This window comes from Streptomyces sp. NBC_01716, assembly GCF_036248275.1.
Taxonomy (GTDB): domain Bacteria; phylum Actinomycetota; class Actinomycetes; order Streptomycetales; family Streptomycetaceae; genus Streptomyces.
This window is the reverse complement of the sequence record NZ_CP109181.1, coordinates 7029000-7043815: the sequence shown is the minus strand read 5'-3', so window position 1 is coordinate 7043815 and position 14816 is coordinate 7029000. Positions and strand designations below refer to the sequence as shown.

At 70.3% G+C, this 14816-nt stretch carries 15 protein-coding genes; 9 read left to right on the top strand and 6 right to left on the bottom strand.

Going from position 1 to position 14816, the window contains the following annotated elements:
* Positions 1–20 precede the first annotated feature (20 nt).
* Both OIE74_RS31010 and OIE74_RS31005 read left to right on the top strand, forming a co-directional pair.
* Positions 21–977, top strand: a complete 957-nt coding sequence (locus OIE74_RS31010; RefSeq protein WP_329389493.1) for an ATP-binding cassette domain-containing protein — start codon at positions 21–23, stop codon at positions 975–977.
* Positions 937–1797, top strand: a complete 861-nt coding sequence (locus OIE74_RS31005) for an ABC transporter permease (protein WP_329389491.1) — start codon at positions 937–939, stop codon at positions 1795–1797. The genes OIE74_RS31010 and OIE74_RS31005 overlap by 41 nt, the downstream gene beginning before the upstream one ends.
* Before the next feature lie 34 nt (positions 1798–1831).
* Here OIE74_RS31005 and OIE74_RS31000 read toward each other — a convergent pair whose 3' ends face one another.
* A complete protein-coding gene (locus OIE74_RS31000; protein WP_329389489.1) occupies positions 1832–2206 on the bottom strand; it encodes a GntR family transcriptional regulator in 375 nt (124 codons plus the stop codon).
* Positions 2207–2293: 87 nt separating this feature from the next.
* Between OIE74_RS31000 and OIE74_RS30995 the strand changes: the two genes are divergently transcribed.
* Together OIE74_RS30995 and OIE74_RS30990 are read left to right on the top strand one after the other, a co-directional pair.
* Positions 2294–3214: a GNAT family N-acetyltransferase gene (locus OIE74_RS30995; RefSeq protein WP_329389487.1), complete on the top strand. Its 921-nt coding sequence runs from the start codon at positions 2294–2296 to the stop codon at positions 3212–3214.
* Positions 3195–3743, top strand: coding sequence for a DUF402 domain-containing protein (locus OIE74_RS30990; RefSeq protein WP_329389485.1), 549 nt, complete (start codon positions 3195–3197; stop codon positions 3741–3743). The genes OIE74_RS30995 and OIE74_RS30990 overlap by 20 nt, the downstream gene beginning before the upstream one ends.
* Here OIE74_RS30990 and OIE74_RS30985 read toward each other — a convergent pair.
* The 4 genes from OIE74_RS30985 to OIE74_RS30970 form a co-directional block, all read right to left on the bottom strand.
* Positions 3709–4845, bottom strand: coding sequence for a methyltransferase domain-containing protein (locus tag OIE74_RS30985; RefSeq protein ID WP_329389483.1), 1137 nt, complete (start codon positions 4843–4845; stop codon positions 3709–3711). The genes OIE74_RS30990 and OIE74_RS30985 overlap by 35 nt on opposite strands.
* Positions 4846–4970: 125 nt before the next feature.
* Positions 4971–6476 carry a tripartite tricarboxylate transporter permease gene (locus tag OIE74_RS30980; protein ID WP_329389481.1) on the bottom strand — a complete coding sequence of 502 codons (1506 nt, stop codon included), beginning with the start codon at positions 6474–6476 and terminating at the stop codon, positions 4971–4973.
* A gap of 2 nt (positions 6477–6478) precedes the next feature.
* Positions 6479–7018, bottom strand: a complete 540-nt coding sequence (locus OIE74_RS30975) for a tripartite tricarboxylate transporter TctB family protein (RefSeq protein ID WP_329389479.1) — start codon at positions 7016–7018, stop codon at positions 6479–6481.
* Positions 7015–7998, bottom strand: coding sequence for a Bug family tripartite tricarboxylate transporter substrate binding protein (locus OIE74_RS30970; RefSeq protein WP_329389477.1), 984 nt, complete (start codon positions 7996–7998; stop codon positions 7015–7017). Before OIE74_RS30970 ends, OIE74_RS30975 begins: the two co-directional genes overlap by 4 nt.
* Positions 7999–8164: 166 nt before the next feature.
* Between OIE74_RS30970 and OIE74_RS30965 the strand changes: the two genes are divergently transcribed.
* On the top strand, positions 8165–8818 hold the full coding sequence (locus OIE74_RS30965; protein ID WP_329392512.1) for a response regulator: 654 nt from the start codon (positions 8165–8167) through the stop codon (positions 8816–8818).
* A gap of 12 nt (positions 8819–8830) precedes the next feature.
* Here OIE74_RS30965 and OIE74_RS30960 read toward each other — a convergent pair whose 3' ends face one another.
* Positions 8831–9709: a GntR family transcriptional regulator gene (locus OIE74_RS30960; RefSeq protein WP_329389475.1), complete on the bottom strand. Its 879-nt coding sequence runs from the start codon at positions 9707–9709 to the stop codon at positions 8831–8833.
* A 285-nt stretch (positions 9710–9994) separates the two neighbouring features.
* On the opposite strand from OIE74_RS30960, the gene OIE74_RS30955 reads away from it, so the two are divergent.
* The 4 genes from OIE74_RS30955 (at position 9995) to OIE74_RS30940 (ending at position 14771) form a co-directional block, all read left to right on the top strand.
* Positions 9995–11263 carry an extracellular solute-binding protein gene (locus OIE74_RS30955; protein WP_329389473.1) on the top strand — a complete coding sequence of 423 codons (1269 nt, stop codon included), beginning with the start codon at positions 9995–9997 and terminating at the stop codon, positions 11261–11263.
* A 55-nt stretch (positions 11264–11318) separates the two neighbouring features.
* Positions 11319–12245 carry a carbohydrate ABC transporter permease gene (locus tag OIE74_RS30950; protein ID WP_329389471.1) on the top strand — a complete coding sequence of 309 codons (927 nt, stop codon included), beginning with the start codon at positions 11319–11321 and terminating at the stop codon, positions 12243–12245.
* The gene (locus OIE74_RS30945; protein ID WP_329389469.1) at positions 12242–13087 is read left to right on the top strand and encodes a carbohydrate ABC transporter permease; all 846 of its coding nucleotides are present in this window, start codon (positions 12242–12244) and stop codon (positions 13085–13087) included. Before OIE74_RS30950 ends, OIE74_RS30945 begins: the two co-directional genes overlap by 4 nt.
* Before the next feature lie 115 nt (positions 13088–13202).
* Positions 13203–14771: a beta-N-acetylhexosaminidase gene (locus tag OIE74_RS30940; protein ID WP_329389467.1), complete on the top strand. Its 1569-nt coding sequence runs from the start codon at positions 13203–13205 to the stop codon at positions 14769–14771.
* Positions 14772–14816 lie beyond the last annotated feature (45 nt).

The following is a 14816-nucleotide window of genomic DNA, read 5'->3' as shown; positions in this document are numbered from 1 at the left end:
GCCGGGGCTACTGTGAAGCCATGACTTCCGACGGGGCGGACCGGTCTTCCGCCGAGGCCGATACCGATGCCGATGCCGAGGCCGTGAGCTGCCGCGGACTGGACTACTCGTTCGGTGACACCAAGGCCGTCGACGGCCTCGATCTGTCCGTCCGTACCGGCGAGATCTTCGGGCTGCTCGGCCCCAACGGCGCGGGCAAGACGACCGCGATCCGCTGTGTCACCACGCTGCTGCCGGTCCCCGCGGACATCGTCAAGGTGTTCGGACACGACGCCGCGAAGGACAAGATGGCGGTACGCCGCCTGCTCGGGTACGTGCCGCAGCAACTGTCCGCCGACGCGACGCTGACCGGGCGCGAGAACGTGACCCTGTTCGCCCGCGTCTTCGATGTCCCGCGCCATGAGCGAGCCGCGCGGGTCGCGCAGGCGCTGGACGTGGTCGACCTCTCCGAGGCCGCCGACCGGATGGCCCAGACGTACTCGGGCGGCATGATCCGCCGGCTGGAACTCGCGCAGGCGCTGGTGAGCGCGCCCCGGCTGCTGATGCTGGACGAGCCGACGATCGGTCTCGACCCGATCGCCCGGAGCAGCGTCTGGGACCACATCAACGCGGTGCGGCGGGCCACGGGTATGACCGTGCTGGTGACCACGCACTACATGGACGAGGCCCAGCAGTACTGCGACCGGGTCGGGCTGATGCACCGCGGCCGGATCCACGCCCTCGGCACCCCCGACGAACTGCGGGAAGAGCTGCGCGAACGCCGCCGCGCGGAGGCGGGTGAGACGGGTGAGGCGGATGCGTCGCGTAAGTCCGGTGAGGAGGGCGAGCCGGGCGCGTCCCGCGCACCCGCGCGGAGCGACACCCTCCCCACCCTGGAGGACGTCTTCCGCGACGTGGTCGGCCAGGGCCTGGAGGAGGAAGGAGGCACCTACCGCGATGTCAGAAGCACCCGCCGGACGGCGTCGAGACTCGGCTGAGGACGTCGATCCCGCCCGCTTCGAGCTGCTGCTCGTACCACCGCGACCCCGAACGGGCCTGCGCGTCCTGCCCTCCAGAGTCATCGCCATGTGCGTGGTCGAGCTCCAGAAGCTGCGCCACGACCGCACCGAGCTCTACACCCGGGCCGTCCAGCCGGCCCTCTGGCTGCTGATCTTCGGCGAGACCTTCACCCATCTCAGGGCCATCCCGACCGGCGGCATCCCCTACATCGACTTCCTCGCGCCCGGCATCATCGCCCAGTCCGCGATGTTCATCGCGATCTTCTACGGCATCATGATCATCTGGGAGCGGGACGCCGGAATCCTGACCAAACTCCTGGTCACCCCGACCCCGCGAGCCGCCCTGATCAGCGGCAAGGCGTTCGCCTCCGGGGTGAAGGCGCTGATCCAGGCGCTCGTGGTGATCCTCATCGCCGCCGCCCTCGGGGTGGGACTGACCTGGAACCCGCTGAAACTGCTCGGGGTCGCGGTCGTGGTGATCCTCGGCTCGGCCTTCTTCTCGTGTCTGTCGATCACGATCGCCGGCATCGTCCTCACCAGGGACCGGCTGATGGGCATCGGCCAGGCCATCACGATGCCGCTCTTCTTCGCGTCGAACGCGCTGTATCCGGTGGCGATCATGCCGGCCTGGCTCCAGGTGGTCAGCAAGATCAATCCGCTCAGCTACCAGGTGGACGCGCTACGCGGACTGCTGCTCGGTACCTCGTCCCATCTGCTGCTCGATTTCGGGGTGCTGCTCTTCGCGGCGGTGCTGGGGATCACCGCGGCGTCGTCGCTGCTGGGGCGGCTGGCCAGATGACGCCGGGAGCCGGCCCGCCACCGAGGGCCCGGTCTCAGCGCGAGTACGCCGCCCGCACCGCGTCCTCCGCCAGCGACAGCGCCTCCGCGCGCGCCAGACCGAGCCGTCTCGCCTGCCGCGCGTACTCCTGGGCCGCTGCCGCCGCCTTGCGGTCGGCCGCGTCACCCGCCGCCGCGATGAACGTGCCGTTGCGCCCGCGCGTCTCGATCACCCCGTCCGACTCCAGGGCCCGATAGGTTTTGGCCACGGTGTTCGCCGCCAGGCCGAGTTCCTCGGCGAAGCCGCGTACCGTCGGGAGCTTGTGTCCCACGGGCAGCGCGCCGGAGCGCGCCTGTTCGGAGATCTGGGTGCGCAACTGCTCGTACGGAGCGGTGGCATCGTCGTCATCGATGGAGATCTTCAAGGTCACAGGGCTGATTCTCCCTCATCACCCGCGCTTGGGAACCGAGAAAAATAAGGAGCGTTCCGGTGGTGCGGCCACGTAGCGTGCCGCTCCATGACTGTGATCGTTCGTGATTTCCGCCCCGGGGACGCCGCCGCCGTCGTCCGCGTCCGCCGTGCCACCATCCCGTACTCCGTGACGACAGAGGAGTCCCTGCACTTCACCGTGCGCAGCGCCAACCCGGCGGCGAAGTACCGCATGCTGGTCGCCGAGGACGGTGGCGAGGTGATCGGCATGTCGCATGTCGGTCTCGCCTACGACAGCGCCGAGCCCGGTCAGTCCCGGGTCAACCCCCATGTGCACCCCGACCACACGGGCAGGGGCGTGGGATCCGCGATCCTGCGGGCGGCCGAGGAGCATCTGGCCGCCGAGGGCGCGACCACCGCCTTCGGCTGGGTGAACGACGAGCCCGCGTCCCTCGCCTTCGCCGCCCGCCGGGGCTACTCGCCGCTGCGTACCGCGCGCTTCCAGCGCCTCGATCTGGCGGGTGCCACGCTGCCCGGGCCGCTGAGGCTTCCCACGGGCTGCGCCGTGGCGTCGGCGGCGGACTTCACCGACGACCCGCGCGCGCTGTTCGAGGCGGACGCCGAGGCGACGGCGGACGAACCGGGCGACGTCAACACGAACCTCGACGACTACGAGGACTGGCTGAACAACGTCTGGCACCACCCCTGTCTGGACCGCCGGCTCAGCACCCTCGTGGTCGCCGACGGCAGGATCGCGGCCTTCGCCCTGGTCCACACGGACGGTGCCACGACCTATCTGTCGGCCATGACGGGCACGCTGCGCGAGCATCGCGGCCGGGGTCTGGCCAAGGCCGCCAAGGCCGACTCCCTGCGCCGCGCCCGCGCCGCCGGTTACACCGACGCGTTCACCAACAACGACGCGCACAACGAGCCGATGCTGGCGGTCAACCGCTGGTTCGGCTATCAGGTCTCTGCCTCGGAGGTACGCCATGTCCGCGAGCTCACCTGACTCGGGCGGGGCCCCGGCGGTCCAGGTCGAGGTGCGGCTGGTCAAGGCGGGCGCGACGAAGATCCACTACCCCGCCTCCCTCCTCGCCGACGACGGCACCCATGTGGTGGTGCGTGCGCCGTGGGCGGCCGAGGGCGTACGGGACTTCGGCTTCGTACGCTTCGAGCCCGGCGACGTCTTCACCGAGCACTACTGGCGCGACCGCTGGTACGCGGTGAAGGAGGTCCGCACGGCCGACGGCGTCCTCAAGGGCTGGTACTGCGACGTGACACGGCCGGCGGTCGTGCGTGGCCGGGGTCCAGGGGAACTCCGGTACGAGTTGGTGGTCGAGGACCTGGATCTCGATCTGTGGGCGTCGGCCGACGGCGGGACCGTGCTGCGGCTCGACGAGGACGAGTTCGAGGAGAGCGGCCTCGCCGAGCGGGACCCGGTCGCCGCCGACGCGGCCCGCCGCGCGCTGGACGAGATCGAACTCCTCGTACGCGACGGCGCGTTCACTGCCCTTCTCGGTCGCCCGCTCCCCTCGTAGCACCCGTGTCCGTCTTGGCCAGCAGGGTCGCGCGCGGTGTGCCCGCCGGGTCGTGGGCGATGGAGTCGGCGTCGTCGTGCCAGTGGATGACGAAGCGCTCCCCCGCGCGGTACGCCTCCAGGCCCGCGCGGCAGTAGGCGACCATGTCGTCCGGGAGCGCGGAGAGCGGGTGCCAGAAGAGGCCCGAACACTTCTCGGGCTCCCGGTTGTACGGCTCCCAGGCCGTACGCCCCGCGTCGTACCCGACCTCGAAGAACCAGCCGGTGCGCGGCCGGCCGCCGGGGCCTCGGTGGTGCATGACCAGGGCCGTACGCAGGTCTTCCGGGTCCAGTTGAGCGCCGATCTCCTCGGCAGCCTCGCGGATCACAGCCGTACGGACGTCCTCGCCGTCCTCGACGTGCCCCGCCGGGCAGTTGAGCAGTCCGTCGCCGTAGCCCGTGCCGGACCGGCGGGCGAGCAGCACCTCGTCGCCCCTGCGCAGGATCAGATGGACGTCGACCACTTCCGTGTGGCGGCGGCGCTCGGCCGCGTGGGCGATCAGCGCGTACCGCTCGTCGTCCACGGCGCGGCCCCATAGCGCGGCATCGGCCGACAGATGCTCGTGCTGGACGCGCTCGACGAGCGGGGCGACGGACATCGTGACACGTGTCGCCGGGAGTCCGGCGCCTGACCAGACGCCTTCGATCAGGACCAGCCGGCCGCCGGGCCGCAGCAGCGACAGCCAGTGGGTCAGGGCCCTGTCCGGATCGGGCAGCAGCCACAGCACATGGCGGGCCATGATCACGTCGAACGTCCGCTCCCCCACGGGCGGTCTGGCCGCGTCGCCGACCAGCACCTCGGTGTCCGTGCCGGACAGCTTGGCCCTGGCGAGTCCGACCATGCGCGGCGAGAGGTCGACGGCGGACACGCGGTGGCCCAGCTCGGTGGCGAGGAGGGCGAGGCTGCCGGTGCCGCAGCCGAGGTCGAGCACCCTGGACGGCTCGGCCGGCAGCCAGCCGGCGAGCTTGGCGGACCACGCCTTGCGCACGGCCGGATCGAGCAGCCCGTGGTCGGGCTCCTCGTCGAAGGAGTCTGCCGCGTCGTCCCAGTCGATCGGGGTCATGAGTCGATGGTCCCATCCACCACCGACAGTTCGGACCGGCGGGCATTCGGTCACCGGCCGCACGGCCGGTTCTCGACTCGGCCGCGGGACCGGCTGTCAGCCGGTCCCGCGGCCGGGCGGCCCTGTTACGCCGAGATCTTGGTCTCCTTCCGGCGCCCCGTCAGTACCTTGCGCACCAGCGGCCAGCAGATGATCAGTACGACGACGGCGTAGACGGCCACCGAGAAGGGCGTGTCCACCAGGCCGGTGGCGCTTCCGTCGCTGATCTGGAGCGCCCTGCGCAGCTGTTGCTCGGCGGCCGGGCCGAGGATGACACCGATGACGGCCGGCAGCACCGGCAGCCCGTAGCGCCGCATGCCGAACCCGATCAGTCCGATGATCAGCAGGATCACCAGGTCGAGGGCCTCCCCGCCGACCGCGTACGCGCCGACGGCGGCGAAGAAGAGGATGCCCGCGTAGAGGTAGGGACGCGGGATGCGCAGCAGCTTCACCCACACCGCGGCGAGCGGCAGGTTCAGGGCCAGCAGCAGCACCATGCCGACGAACAGCGAGGCGATCAGCCCCCACACCAGCTCCGACTCCCGCTCGAACAGCAGCGGTCCCGGCTGGATGCCGTACTGCTGGAACGCGGCCAGCATCACGGCGGCGACCGCGGTCGTCGGCAGTCCGAGGGTCAGCATCGACACGAGCGTTCCGGCGGCCGACGCGGACGCGGCCGACTCGGGTCCCGCGACGCCCTCGATGGCGCCCTTGCCGAACTCCTTCTTCTGCTTGGACAGCCGCTTCTCGGTGACGTAACTGAGGAACGTCGGGATCTCCGCGCCGCCGGCCGGGATCGCGCCGAACGGGAAGCCGATGACCGGCCCGCGCAGCCATGGCTTCCAGGTGCGCCGTACGTCGTCCTTGCCCAGCCAGGGGCGGCCGACGGGGACCGGTTCGCCGCTGGAGCGCCGCAGATGCGCGGCGACCCACAGGGCCTCGCCGATCGCGAAGAGACCGACGGCGACGATCACCACGTCGATCCCGTCCGCGAGTTGGAGCGAACCGAAGGTGAGGCGCTGCTGGCCGGTCATCTGGTCGAGGCCCACCAGTCCGATGGTGAGGCCGATGAGCAGCGAGGCGAGCCCGCGGATCCGCGAGGAGCCGAGGACCGAGGTGACGGCGATGAAGGCCAGCACCATGATGGCGAAGTAGTCGGGGGCGCCGATGTCGACGGCGAGGGAGGCGACGGTCGGTGCGAGGACGACCAGCAGGATCGTGCCGATCATGCCACCGACGAAGTGACCTCCGGCCGCCGCGGCGAGCGCCTGCGCGCCGCGTCCCGCCTTGGCCATCGGGTTGCCCTCGATGGCGGCGACGACCGCCGCGCTCTCACCCGGCGTGTTGAGCAGGATGGAGGTGGTGGAGCCGCCGAACATGGCGCCGTAGTAGATACCGGCGAACATGATGAACGCGCCGGTCGGCTCCAGGCCGTAGGTGACGGGAAGCAGCAGGGCGACGGCCATCGCGGGGCCGATGCCGGGCAGGACGCCGATCGCGGTGCCGAGCAGCACACCGATCGCGGCCCAGAGCAGATTGATCGGTGTGAGCGCCGTACCGAAGCCGTCGATCAGGGAGTTGAGGGAGTCCACGATCAGATCACTCCCATCAGGGGGCCGCCGGGGAGGGGGACGCCGAGGAGGTTGTTGAAGATGAAGTAGGTGACGAGGGAGAGGCCCGCGGCGATGAGCGGGTCGCGCTGGAGGTGGCGGCTGCCGAGCGCGTACGCCGAGCCCCAGAAGAGCAGCGCCCCGGATATGGGGAAGCCGAGGGGGCCGATGAGTACGGCGTTGCCGAGGAAGACCCCGGCGAGCAGCAGCACGGTCCGCCAGTCGCCCGGTTCGCTCAGGTCGATGTCCTCGCCGCCCTCGGCCTCGCCCCGGCCGCCGCGCAGGACGTCGAGGCTGAGGAGGACGGAGACGACGAGCAGACCGATACCGACGACGATCGGCACGGTCTTGGGGCCGACCGGGCCGCGCTGGGTGATGTCGACGTCCATGGTCAGGGCGTCGGTGAGGACGAGGATCCCGAGGACGAGCAGCATGAGGCCGACGCCGAGTTCGGAGTGGTCGCGCAGCCAGCCGCGGGACTCGGGGGTCTCCTCCTTGGGAGGAGTGTTCGCTTGGGTGGTCACAGTCCGAGCTCCTTCAGGACGGATTCCACGCGCTTGTCCTCGGCGGCGAGGAAGTCGCCGAATTCCTCACCGGTGAGGAAGGCGTCGTCCCAGTTGTTCTTCTTGAGCGAGTCCTTCCACTGAGGAGAGGCGTGCAGCTCCTCGAAGAAGCGGATGAGCTTGTCGCGTTCGGCGTCGGAGAGACCGGGGGGCGCGACCACTCCGCGCCAGTTGGTGAAGTCGGTGTCGAGACCCGCCTCGCGCAGGGTGGGCGCGTCCAGGCCGGGGGTCCGCTCGGGGCCGGTGACGGCCAGCAGGCGCAGCTCGCCGGCCTCGATCTGGTCGCGGTATTCACCGAGTCCGGAGACGCCGAAGGCGACCTTGTTACCGAGGATGGAGGCGAGGAGTTCGCCGCCGCCGTCGAAGGGGATGTAGTTGACGGTCTTCGGCGCGATCCCGGCGGCGCGTGCCATCAGCATGGGCGCGAGGTGGTCGGGTCCGCCGGGTGAGGAGCCGCCGCCGACGGGCAGTTTGGCCGGATCCTTCTTCCACGCGGTGAGCAGGTCGTCGATCGTCTTGTACGGGGAGTTCTTGCTGACGACGACGATGTCGGTCTCCTCGCTGACGCGGGCGATCGGCGTCGTGTCGGCGAGGGTCTCGTGCGAGTTGTTGGTGCGTACGGCGCCGACGACACCGAGGCCCATGGAGACCGCGAGCTTGCCGTTGCCGTGTTCGCTCACGGCGCGGGCGAGACCGACGGTGCCGCCGGCGCCCGGCAGGTTGAAGACCTCGATGTTGTGGTTGAGTTCGGCGTCCTCGGCGTTCTTGGCCATGGTGCGGGCGGTGATGTCGTAACCGCCGCCGGGCGTGTTGGGGACCATGAAGCGCAGGCCGGGTATCTGGGTACCGGTGTCGCCGCCACTGCCCACGGAAAGCAGCGGCGGACCCACCAGCACCAGCAGCGCGGCCCCGAGGAGGGCGAGGGGAGTGCGGAAACGCACGGGTGCCGCCTTTCGGGAGAGCAAGTCGCGGGGCAGTGAGATGGCCCACATGTTGCCTTCGCGTTAAGAAGCTGTCTCTCTTCCGGAATCAACGGACGTTGTGGTCGTTGCGGTCGCGGCCTAGCGTGACGGCGTGACAAAGGTGCTGGTGGTGGACGACGACTTCATGGTCGCGAAGCTGCACGGCCGCTATGTGGCCGCGATGGACGGGTTTGAGGTCGTCGCTGTGGCGCACAGCGGCGCCGAAGCGCTGCGCGCGGCCGAGCACCACCGGCCCGACCTGGTGCTTCTCGACATCTATCTGCCCGACCTGGACGGGATCGCCGTGCTGCGTGAGCTGCGGGCGGCGGAGGAGCGGGACGCGGCGCGTACGAGCGTGGACGCCCTGTTCATCACGGCGGCGCGGGACGCGGGCGTCATCCGCGCGGCGCTGCGGGCGGGGGCGCTGCACTATCTGATCAAGCCGTTCAGCCGGTCGGCGCTCCAGGAGCAGCTGCGGCACGTGGCATCGCTGCGGACCCGGCTCGACCGGCTGGGCGAGGCGCGCCAGGAGGACGTGGACCAGATCTTCGGTACGCGCCCGCCGGGCTCCCGTGAGCTGCCGAAGGGGCTGGCCGCGCACACGGCGGAGCTGGTCGAGCGGACGCTGCGCCGGCACGAGGAGGGGCTGTCGGCGACGCAGTGCGCGGACGAGGGAGCGCTGTCGCGGGTGAGCGCGCGGCGATATCTGGAGTACTTCGCCGACACGGGCCGCGCGGAGGTGACGCTCCGGTACGGCGGGACGGGGCGCCCGGAGCGGCGCTACCGCTGGGTGGGCTGAGGGGCCAGCCGTTCACGCGCCGGACTGGATGTCCCCCCGGGTCGAGGACGTGACGGCGTCGCCGTGGCCGAAGTCGCCCGGCGGGATGCCCGGATGGTGCCCGTCCCCGTCGGCCGCCGCCAACGACGATGCCGTCGCCAACGACGATGCCGTCGCCGATGACGCCGCCGGGCCCAGCGTGAGCCGGGAGACGATGCGGTAGCGGTCACCCCGGTACAGCGAGTGGACGTACTCCACGGGCCGGCCGGTGGTGTCCGAGGTCAGCCGCTCGAAGAGCAGCGCCGGGGAGAGTTCGGGTACGTCGAGGAACTCCGCCTCCGCGCGGGTGACGACGGTCGGCTCGATGGCCTGTACGGCCTCGTGGACATGGACCCCGTGGGTGTCCCGCAGATGGTCGTAGAGATCGCCGCTCTCCAGTTCCCGGGCCGACAGGCCGGGGGCGAGCGCGGCCCGCAGGTGCAGATGCTCGATCGCCATCGGGGCGCCGTCGACCAGCCGCAGCCGCGCGACGTAGAGGATGTCCTCGGCGGGTGACATACGGAGCTTGCGGCCGACGCGGGCGCCTGCCTGGTGCGTGGTGAACTCCAGCAGCCGGCTCGACCATGTCCCGGCCGCCTGCGGCACGGTCAGGGTGAGGTCGGCGGAGACCAGCTCCTGGGTGATCTTCGCGGGAGCGACGAACATGCCGCGGCCGTGCTCGCGGACCAGCAGACCGGCGGCCACCAGCTCGTCGATCGCCGAGCGCACGGTGGGCCTGGACACTTCGAGCAGCGCGCACAGGGCGCGTTCGGACGGGATGGCGTCCCCGGGGCTGCGCGACTCGATCAGCTCCAGGACGGCATCACGGGCCCGCTCCCGTTTGAGCACCGTCCCGGGTACCTCGGCATCCATGGTGTTGTTGTCCCCCTCCGGACGCCCGTCCTGCTCGAACAGCCCTACCGAACTTACCAGTTCGGCATACCAGTGCCCCAACTCCGCCACTGGTCAGGTCAAGTGTAACCGCCCTCCGGGAGAGTGAAAGCGCCTCGACCCCCGAGGAGATCATCAATTCCCCTTGTATCGCGAGGGGTTGACGGCCTTATTGGTCTATGCCACCTTCATCCAGCATCAAGAGGTGAGCTGACCAGTGAGCCCCACTGGTCAGGTGGTCAGGTCCCGCTCTCTCCGAGGTGAATCGTGAAGTACCGCTTGCTCGCCGGTGGTTCCGTGCTGGTCACGGCCGCCGTACTCAGTGCCTGCAGTACGTCCTCCGACTCCGCCGACGAGAGCGGCGACGGACGGACGACGGTCGACGTCTGGCTGATGCGTGACAGCGTCTCGGCCGCGTTCCAGAAGGAGTTCGTCAAGGGCTTCGAGTCCGAGCACCCGAAGATCAGGGCCAAGGTCCAGATCCAGGAGTGGGACGGCATCGGCCAGAAGATCACCGCCGCCCTCGCCAGCAACGACGCGCCCGATGTGATCGAGGTGGGCAACACCCAGGTCGCCCAGTTCGCGGCGAGCGGCGGACTGCTCGACCTCAGCGACAGCAAGGCGGAGTTGAAGGGCGGGGACTGGCTGAAGGGCCTCGCCGAGCCGGGTTCGTACGAGGGGAAGCAGTACGGCATCCCGTACTACGCGGCCAACCGGGTCGTCATCTACCGCACCGACCTGTTCAAGAATGCGGGCGTCGACGCCGCCGCGATCAAGACCCGCGAGCAGTGGATCGACGCGACCACGAAGCTCAACACGGCTGATACGCAGGGCATTTATCTGCCCGGCCAGCTGTGGTACGCCCTGGGCGGCTTCATCTGGGACGAGGGCGGCGACCTCGCCACCGAATCCGGCGACGGGTGGAAGGGCGCGCTGGACACCCCGGAGGCGCTGCGCGGCATGGCCTTCTACGAGAGGCTCCAGGCGCTGGGCAAGGGTCCCAAGGACGCCGACGAGGACGATCCGCCGCAGGCCGAGGTGATGGCGAAGGGGCAGGTGGCACAGCTCATCTCCACCCCGGGCGGGGCCAACGCCGTCATCGAGAACAACCCCGGGCTCAAGGGCAAGCTGGGCTTCTTCCCGATTCCGGGCAAGACCGCCGCCACCCCCGGCGCCGTCTTCACCGGCGGCTCCGATCTGGTGGTCCCCGCCGCGGCCGGCCACCCCGACGAGGCGCTGACGTTCGTCAAGGAGCTGACGGGAGACGCCTGGCAGAAGAAGCTCGCGGTGGCCATGAGCTATGTGCCGAACCGGACCACGCTGGCACCGGCGGTGGCGGCGGATCCGGGCGCCGCCGCGATGGCCGTCGGGGCGGTGAACGGGCACGCGACGCCCAACACCCCCGGCTGGGCCGCCGTGGAGGCCGAGAACCCGATCAAGGACTACATGACCGCGGTCCTCGTCGGCGGCGACGCGGCGAAGGAGGCCGCGAAGGCGTCGCGGGACATCACCAGGGCCATGAACGCCAACTCCTGACTCCCCGGCTCCTGGCTCCTCGCCGCCCGTGGGTTCCACCGAGAGGGGACATGCCGTGCCGGTCATCCGTGAAGGGACCACCCCACGCGCCCCCGCGCACAGCCTCTGGCCGTACGCCCTGATCGCACCCGCGATCGGCGGCATGCTGTATCTGCTCGTCTACCCGCTGCTGCGGGCCGTGCTGATCTCCTTCCAGGACTTCGGGCTCCGCCAACTGATCGCCGGGGACGCGGAGTTCGTGGGAGCGCGGAACTACCGCACGCTGCTGTCCGACCCGCGGTTCTGGGAGGTGACCGGCCGCACCTTCCTCTTCATGGCCGTCAGCGTCGTCCTGATCATGGTGATCTCCACCCTGGTCGCGCTGATGACCGAACGGCTGGCGAAGGCGGGCCGCACGGTGGTGCTCAGCGCGCTGGTGCTCGCCTGGGCGATGCCGGTGGTGGCGGCCACCACCGTGTTCCAGTGGCTGTTCCACTCCGAGTTCGGCATCGTCAACCGGTCCCTGGTCGCGCTGGGCTTCGAATCGTTCGACCGCTACCCGTGGTTCGCCGACGGCACCGCCGCCTTCGCGATCCTCGTCGTACTGATCGTCTGGCAGTCCGTGCCGTTCGCCGCGATCACTCTCTACTCGGGGCTGACCACCGTCCCCACCGAGCTGTACGAGTCGGCCCGGCTGGACGGGGCTTCGGGCTCCCGGATCTTCCGCTCGGTCACGTTCCCGATGCTCCGGCCGATCTTCATGCTGGTGTTCTCGCTGGAGGTGATCTGGACGTTCAAGGCGTTCGTCCAGATCTGGGTGATGACCCGCGGCGGGCCGGGCGACGCCACGACGATCCTGCCCGTGTACGCGGTCCAGACCGCGCTCTCCAGCCAGCGTTACGACCTGGGCTCCGCGGCGTCGATGCTCACCGTGGTCCTGATGTCCGGCGTACTCGTCCTCTACTTCCGTCAGATGCTCCGTCAGGAGGACGAACTCCGATGACACCGCCGTCGCGGCACCCCCGAGTCCGCCGGATACCGCTGAACGCCGCCGCCGTGGTGACGGTCGTGATCTCTCTGTTCCCCGTGTACTGGATGATCTCGACCGCCTTCAAACCGTCCCGCGACATCCAGTCCGCCGAGCCCCGGCTGGTCCCGCGCACCTGGACGCTGGACCACTTCCGCCGGGCCGTACAGGCCGACGGCTTCGAACTCTTCTGGCGCAACAGCGTTCTGGTCACGGTGGGGGCGGTGCTGCTGTCGCTGCTGGTGGCGCTCGGGGCCGCGTACGCCGTCGCCCGGATGCGCTGGAAGGGCCGGCGGCAGTTCATGCTCATGGTCTTCATCGCCCAGATGGCTCCCTGGGAATCGCTGATCATCCCCATCTACATCATCTCCCGCGACACGAACATGCTCGACCGGCTGCCGACCCTCACTCTCGTCTACTTCATGATCACGCTGCCGTTCACGATCGTGGTGCTCCGGGGCTTCATCGGGACCATTCCGCCCGAACTGGAGGAGGCGGCGCAGGTCGACGGCTGCACCCGGAACGGCGCCTTCCGGCGGGTGGCCCTGCCCCTGCTCATGCCCGGTCTGATGGCGACCTCGCTCTTCGGCTTCATCACCGCGTGGAACGAGTTCGCCTACGCGAACTTCCTGATCATCAAGGAGCAGGACAACCGCACCCTGCCGGTCTGGCTGTCGTCCTTCCAGAACACGTTCGGCACCGACTGGGGCGCCACCATGGCCGCGTCGACACTCTTCGCCCTGCCCGCGCTGGTGATCTTCCTGCTGCTCCAGCGCCATGTCACCTCCGGCTTCGCGGCCGGCGCCGTCAAGGGCTGACCCGGCGAATGCCCCCGAAGTCCCACGGAGAAAGCGCGCGACGAAGCACCCCGAGAAAGGCCCGCGAAGAAGGCCCGCGAACCGTCCGAGATCCGAACTCCCGGAGGCCACCGCCGTGTCAGCGTCACACCCCGAACCCGCCCTCGTCCCCCGGCCCCACAAGGTCGCACCCCGCCCCGGCCGTTTCACCCTCGGCCAGGACACCTCCGTCCAGTCCCCGCCCGGCACGCGCGCGGCGTCGGATCTCCTGCGCACCCTGCTCACACCGGCCACCGGACTGCCGCTCGCCCCCTCGTCCGACGGCCGGATCGTGCTGGCGCTCGACCCGGCCCTCAGCGGCCTCGGCGAGGAGGGGTACGGGATCACCGTCTCTCCGCAGGCGCTGACGCTGCGCGCCGCACAGCCCACCGGCCTGCTGCGCGGAGTCCAGACGATCCGTCAACTGCTCCCCGCCGAGGCCCTGTCGGGCCGGGTACGGGGCGGCTCCTGGGAGCTGCCCTGCGTCGAGATCACCGATGTGCCCAGACACCCCTGGCGCGGGGCGATGCTCGATGTCGCCCGGCACTTCCAGCCCGTCTCCTATCTGCGCAGATACGTGGACCTGCTCGCGTTCCACAAGCTCAACACCCTCCACCTCCACCTCACGGACGACCAGGGCTGGCGCATGCCGGTCGACGCCTACCCCCGGCTGACCTCGGTGGGCGGCCGGCGGAGCGAGTCGATGACCTGGCCCCCGGGCCATGGCGGCGACCGCTTCGACGGCGTCCCGCACTCGGGGACGTACACCAAGGAGGAGTTGCGGGCCCTGGTGAGCTACGCGGCCGACCGCGGGGTGAGCGTCGTGCCGGAGATCGAGATGCCCGGCCATGTGCGCGCGGCCCTCGCCGCCTACCCCGAACTCGGCAACCACCCGGAGCGGAACCTCGACGTCTGGACCCGCTGGGGTGTCTGCGACACCGTGCTCGGCGTCCACGACCAGGCCATCGACTTCTGCCGGGCGGTGCTCGACGAGGTCATGGACGTCTTCCCGTCCCCGTACATCCACATCGGCGGCGAGGAGTGCCCGACCACCGAGTGGGAGTCCAGTCCGGCGGCGCGTGCCCGCGCGGCGGCCGAAGGGCTCACGGGACCGGCGGCGCTGCACGGCTGGTTCATGGCCCGGATCGGCGCGTTCCTGGTGGAGCGGGGCCGCAGACCCGTCGGCTGGGCCGAGACGGGGACCGAACTGCCCCTGGAATTCACGGTGATGACCTGGCGCGATCCGGCGCACGCGCTGGCCGCCGCCCGGCGCGGCCACCAGGTGGTGACCGCCCATCACCGGGCCACCTACCTCGACTACGCCCAGTCCACCGCACCGTGCGAGCCACCCGGTCAGCCCGGTGACCCCGTCGGTCTGCGGGCGGTGCACGGCAACGAGCCGGTGCCGGGCGACTGGGACGCCGAAGAGACCGCCCGAGTCCTGGGCACACAGGCGCAGTTGTGGACCGAGTACGTGAAGACCCCCGACCGGATCGAGTACCTCACCTACCCCCGCCTGTGCGCTCTGGCGGACCGCGCCTGGTCCGGCGGCGCCGGCGACTGGACCGGTTTCATCGAGCGGCTGCGTCGGCACACCGCACGGTTGGACGCGCTCGGCGTCCGCTACCGGAGGCTCACCCCCCGCTCCCTCATGACCATCCCCTGACCATCCCCCGGCCGCCCCCGCAGGTACGGCGCGACCACGTCCGTA

Excerpts from the sequence above, each read along its gene's own strand:
- OIE74_RS30985 (WP_329389483.1), bottom strand. The coding sequence starts at position 4,845 with ATGACCCCGATCGACTGGGACGACGCGGCAGACTCCTTCGACGAGGAG.
- OIE74_RS30960 (WP_329389475.1), bottom strand. The coding sequence starts at position 9,709 with ATGGATGCCGAGGTACCCGGGACGGTGCTCAAACGGGAGCGGGCCCGT.
- OIE74_RS30945 (WP_329389469.1), top strand. The coding sequence starts at position 12,242 with ATGACACCGCCGTCGCGGCACCCCCGAGTCCGCCGGATACCGCTGAAC.
- OIE74_RS30995 (WP_329389487.1), top strand. The coding sequence starts at position 2,294 with ATGACTGTGATCGTTCGTGATTTCCGCCCCGGGGACGCCGCCGCCGTC.
- OIE74_RS30990 (WP_329389485.1), top strand. The coding sequence starts at position 3,195 with ATGTCCGCGAGCTCACCTGACTCGGGCGGGGCCCCGGCGGTCCAGGTC.
- OIE74_RS31005 (WP_329389491.1), top strand. The coding sequence starts at position 937 with ATGTCAGAAGCACCCGCCGGACGGCGTCGAGACTCGGCTGAGGACGTC.
- OIE74_RS30965 (WP_329392512.1), top strand. The coding sequence starts at position 8,165 with ATGGTCGCGAAGCTGCACGGCCGCTATGTGGCCGCGATGGACGGGTTT.
- OIE74_RS31010 (WP_329389493.1), top strand. The coding sequence starts at position 21 with ATGACTTCCGACGGGGCGGACCGGTCTTCCGCCGAGGCCGATACCGAT.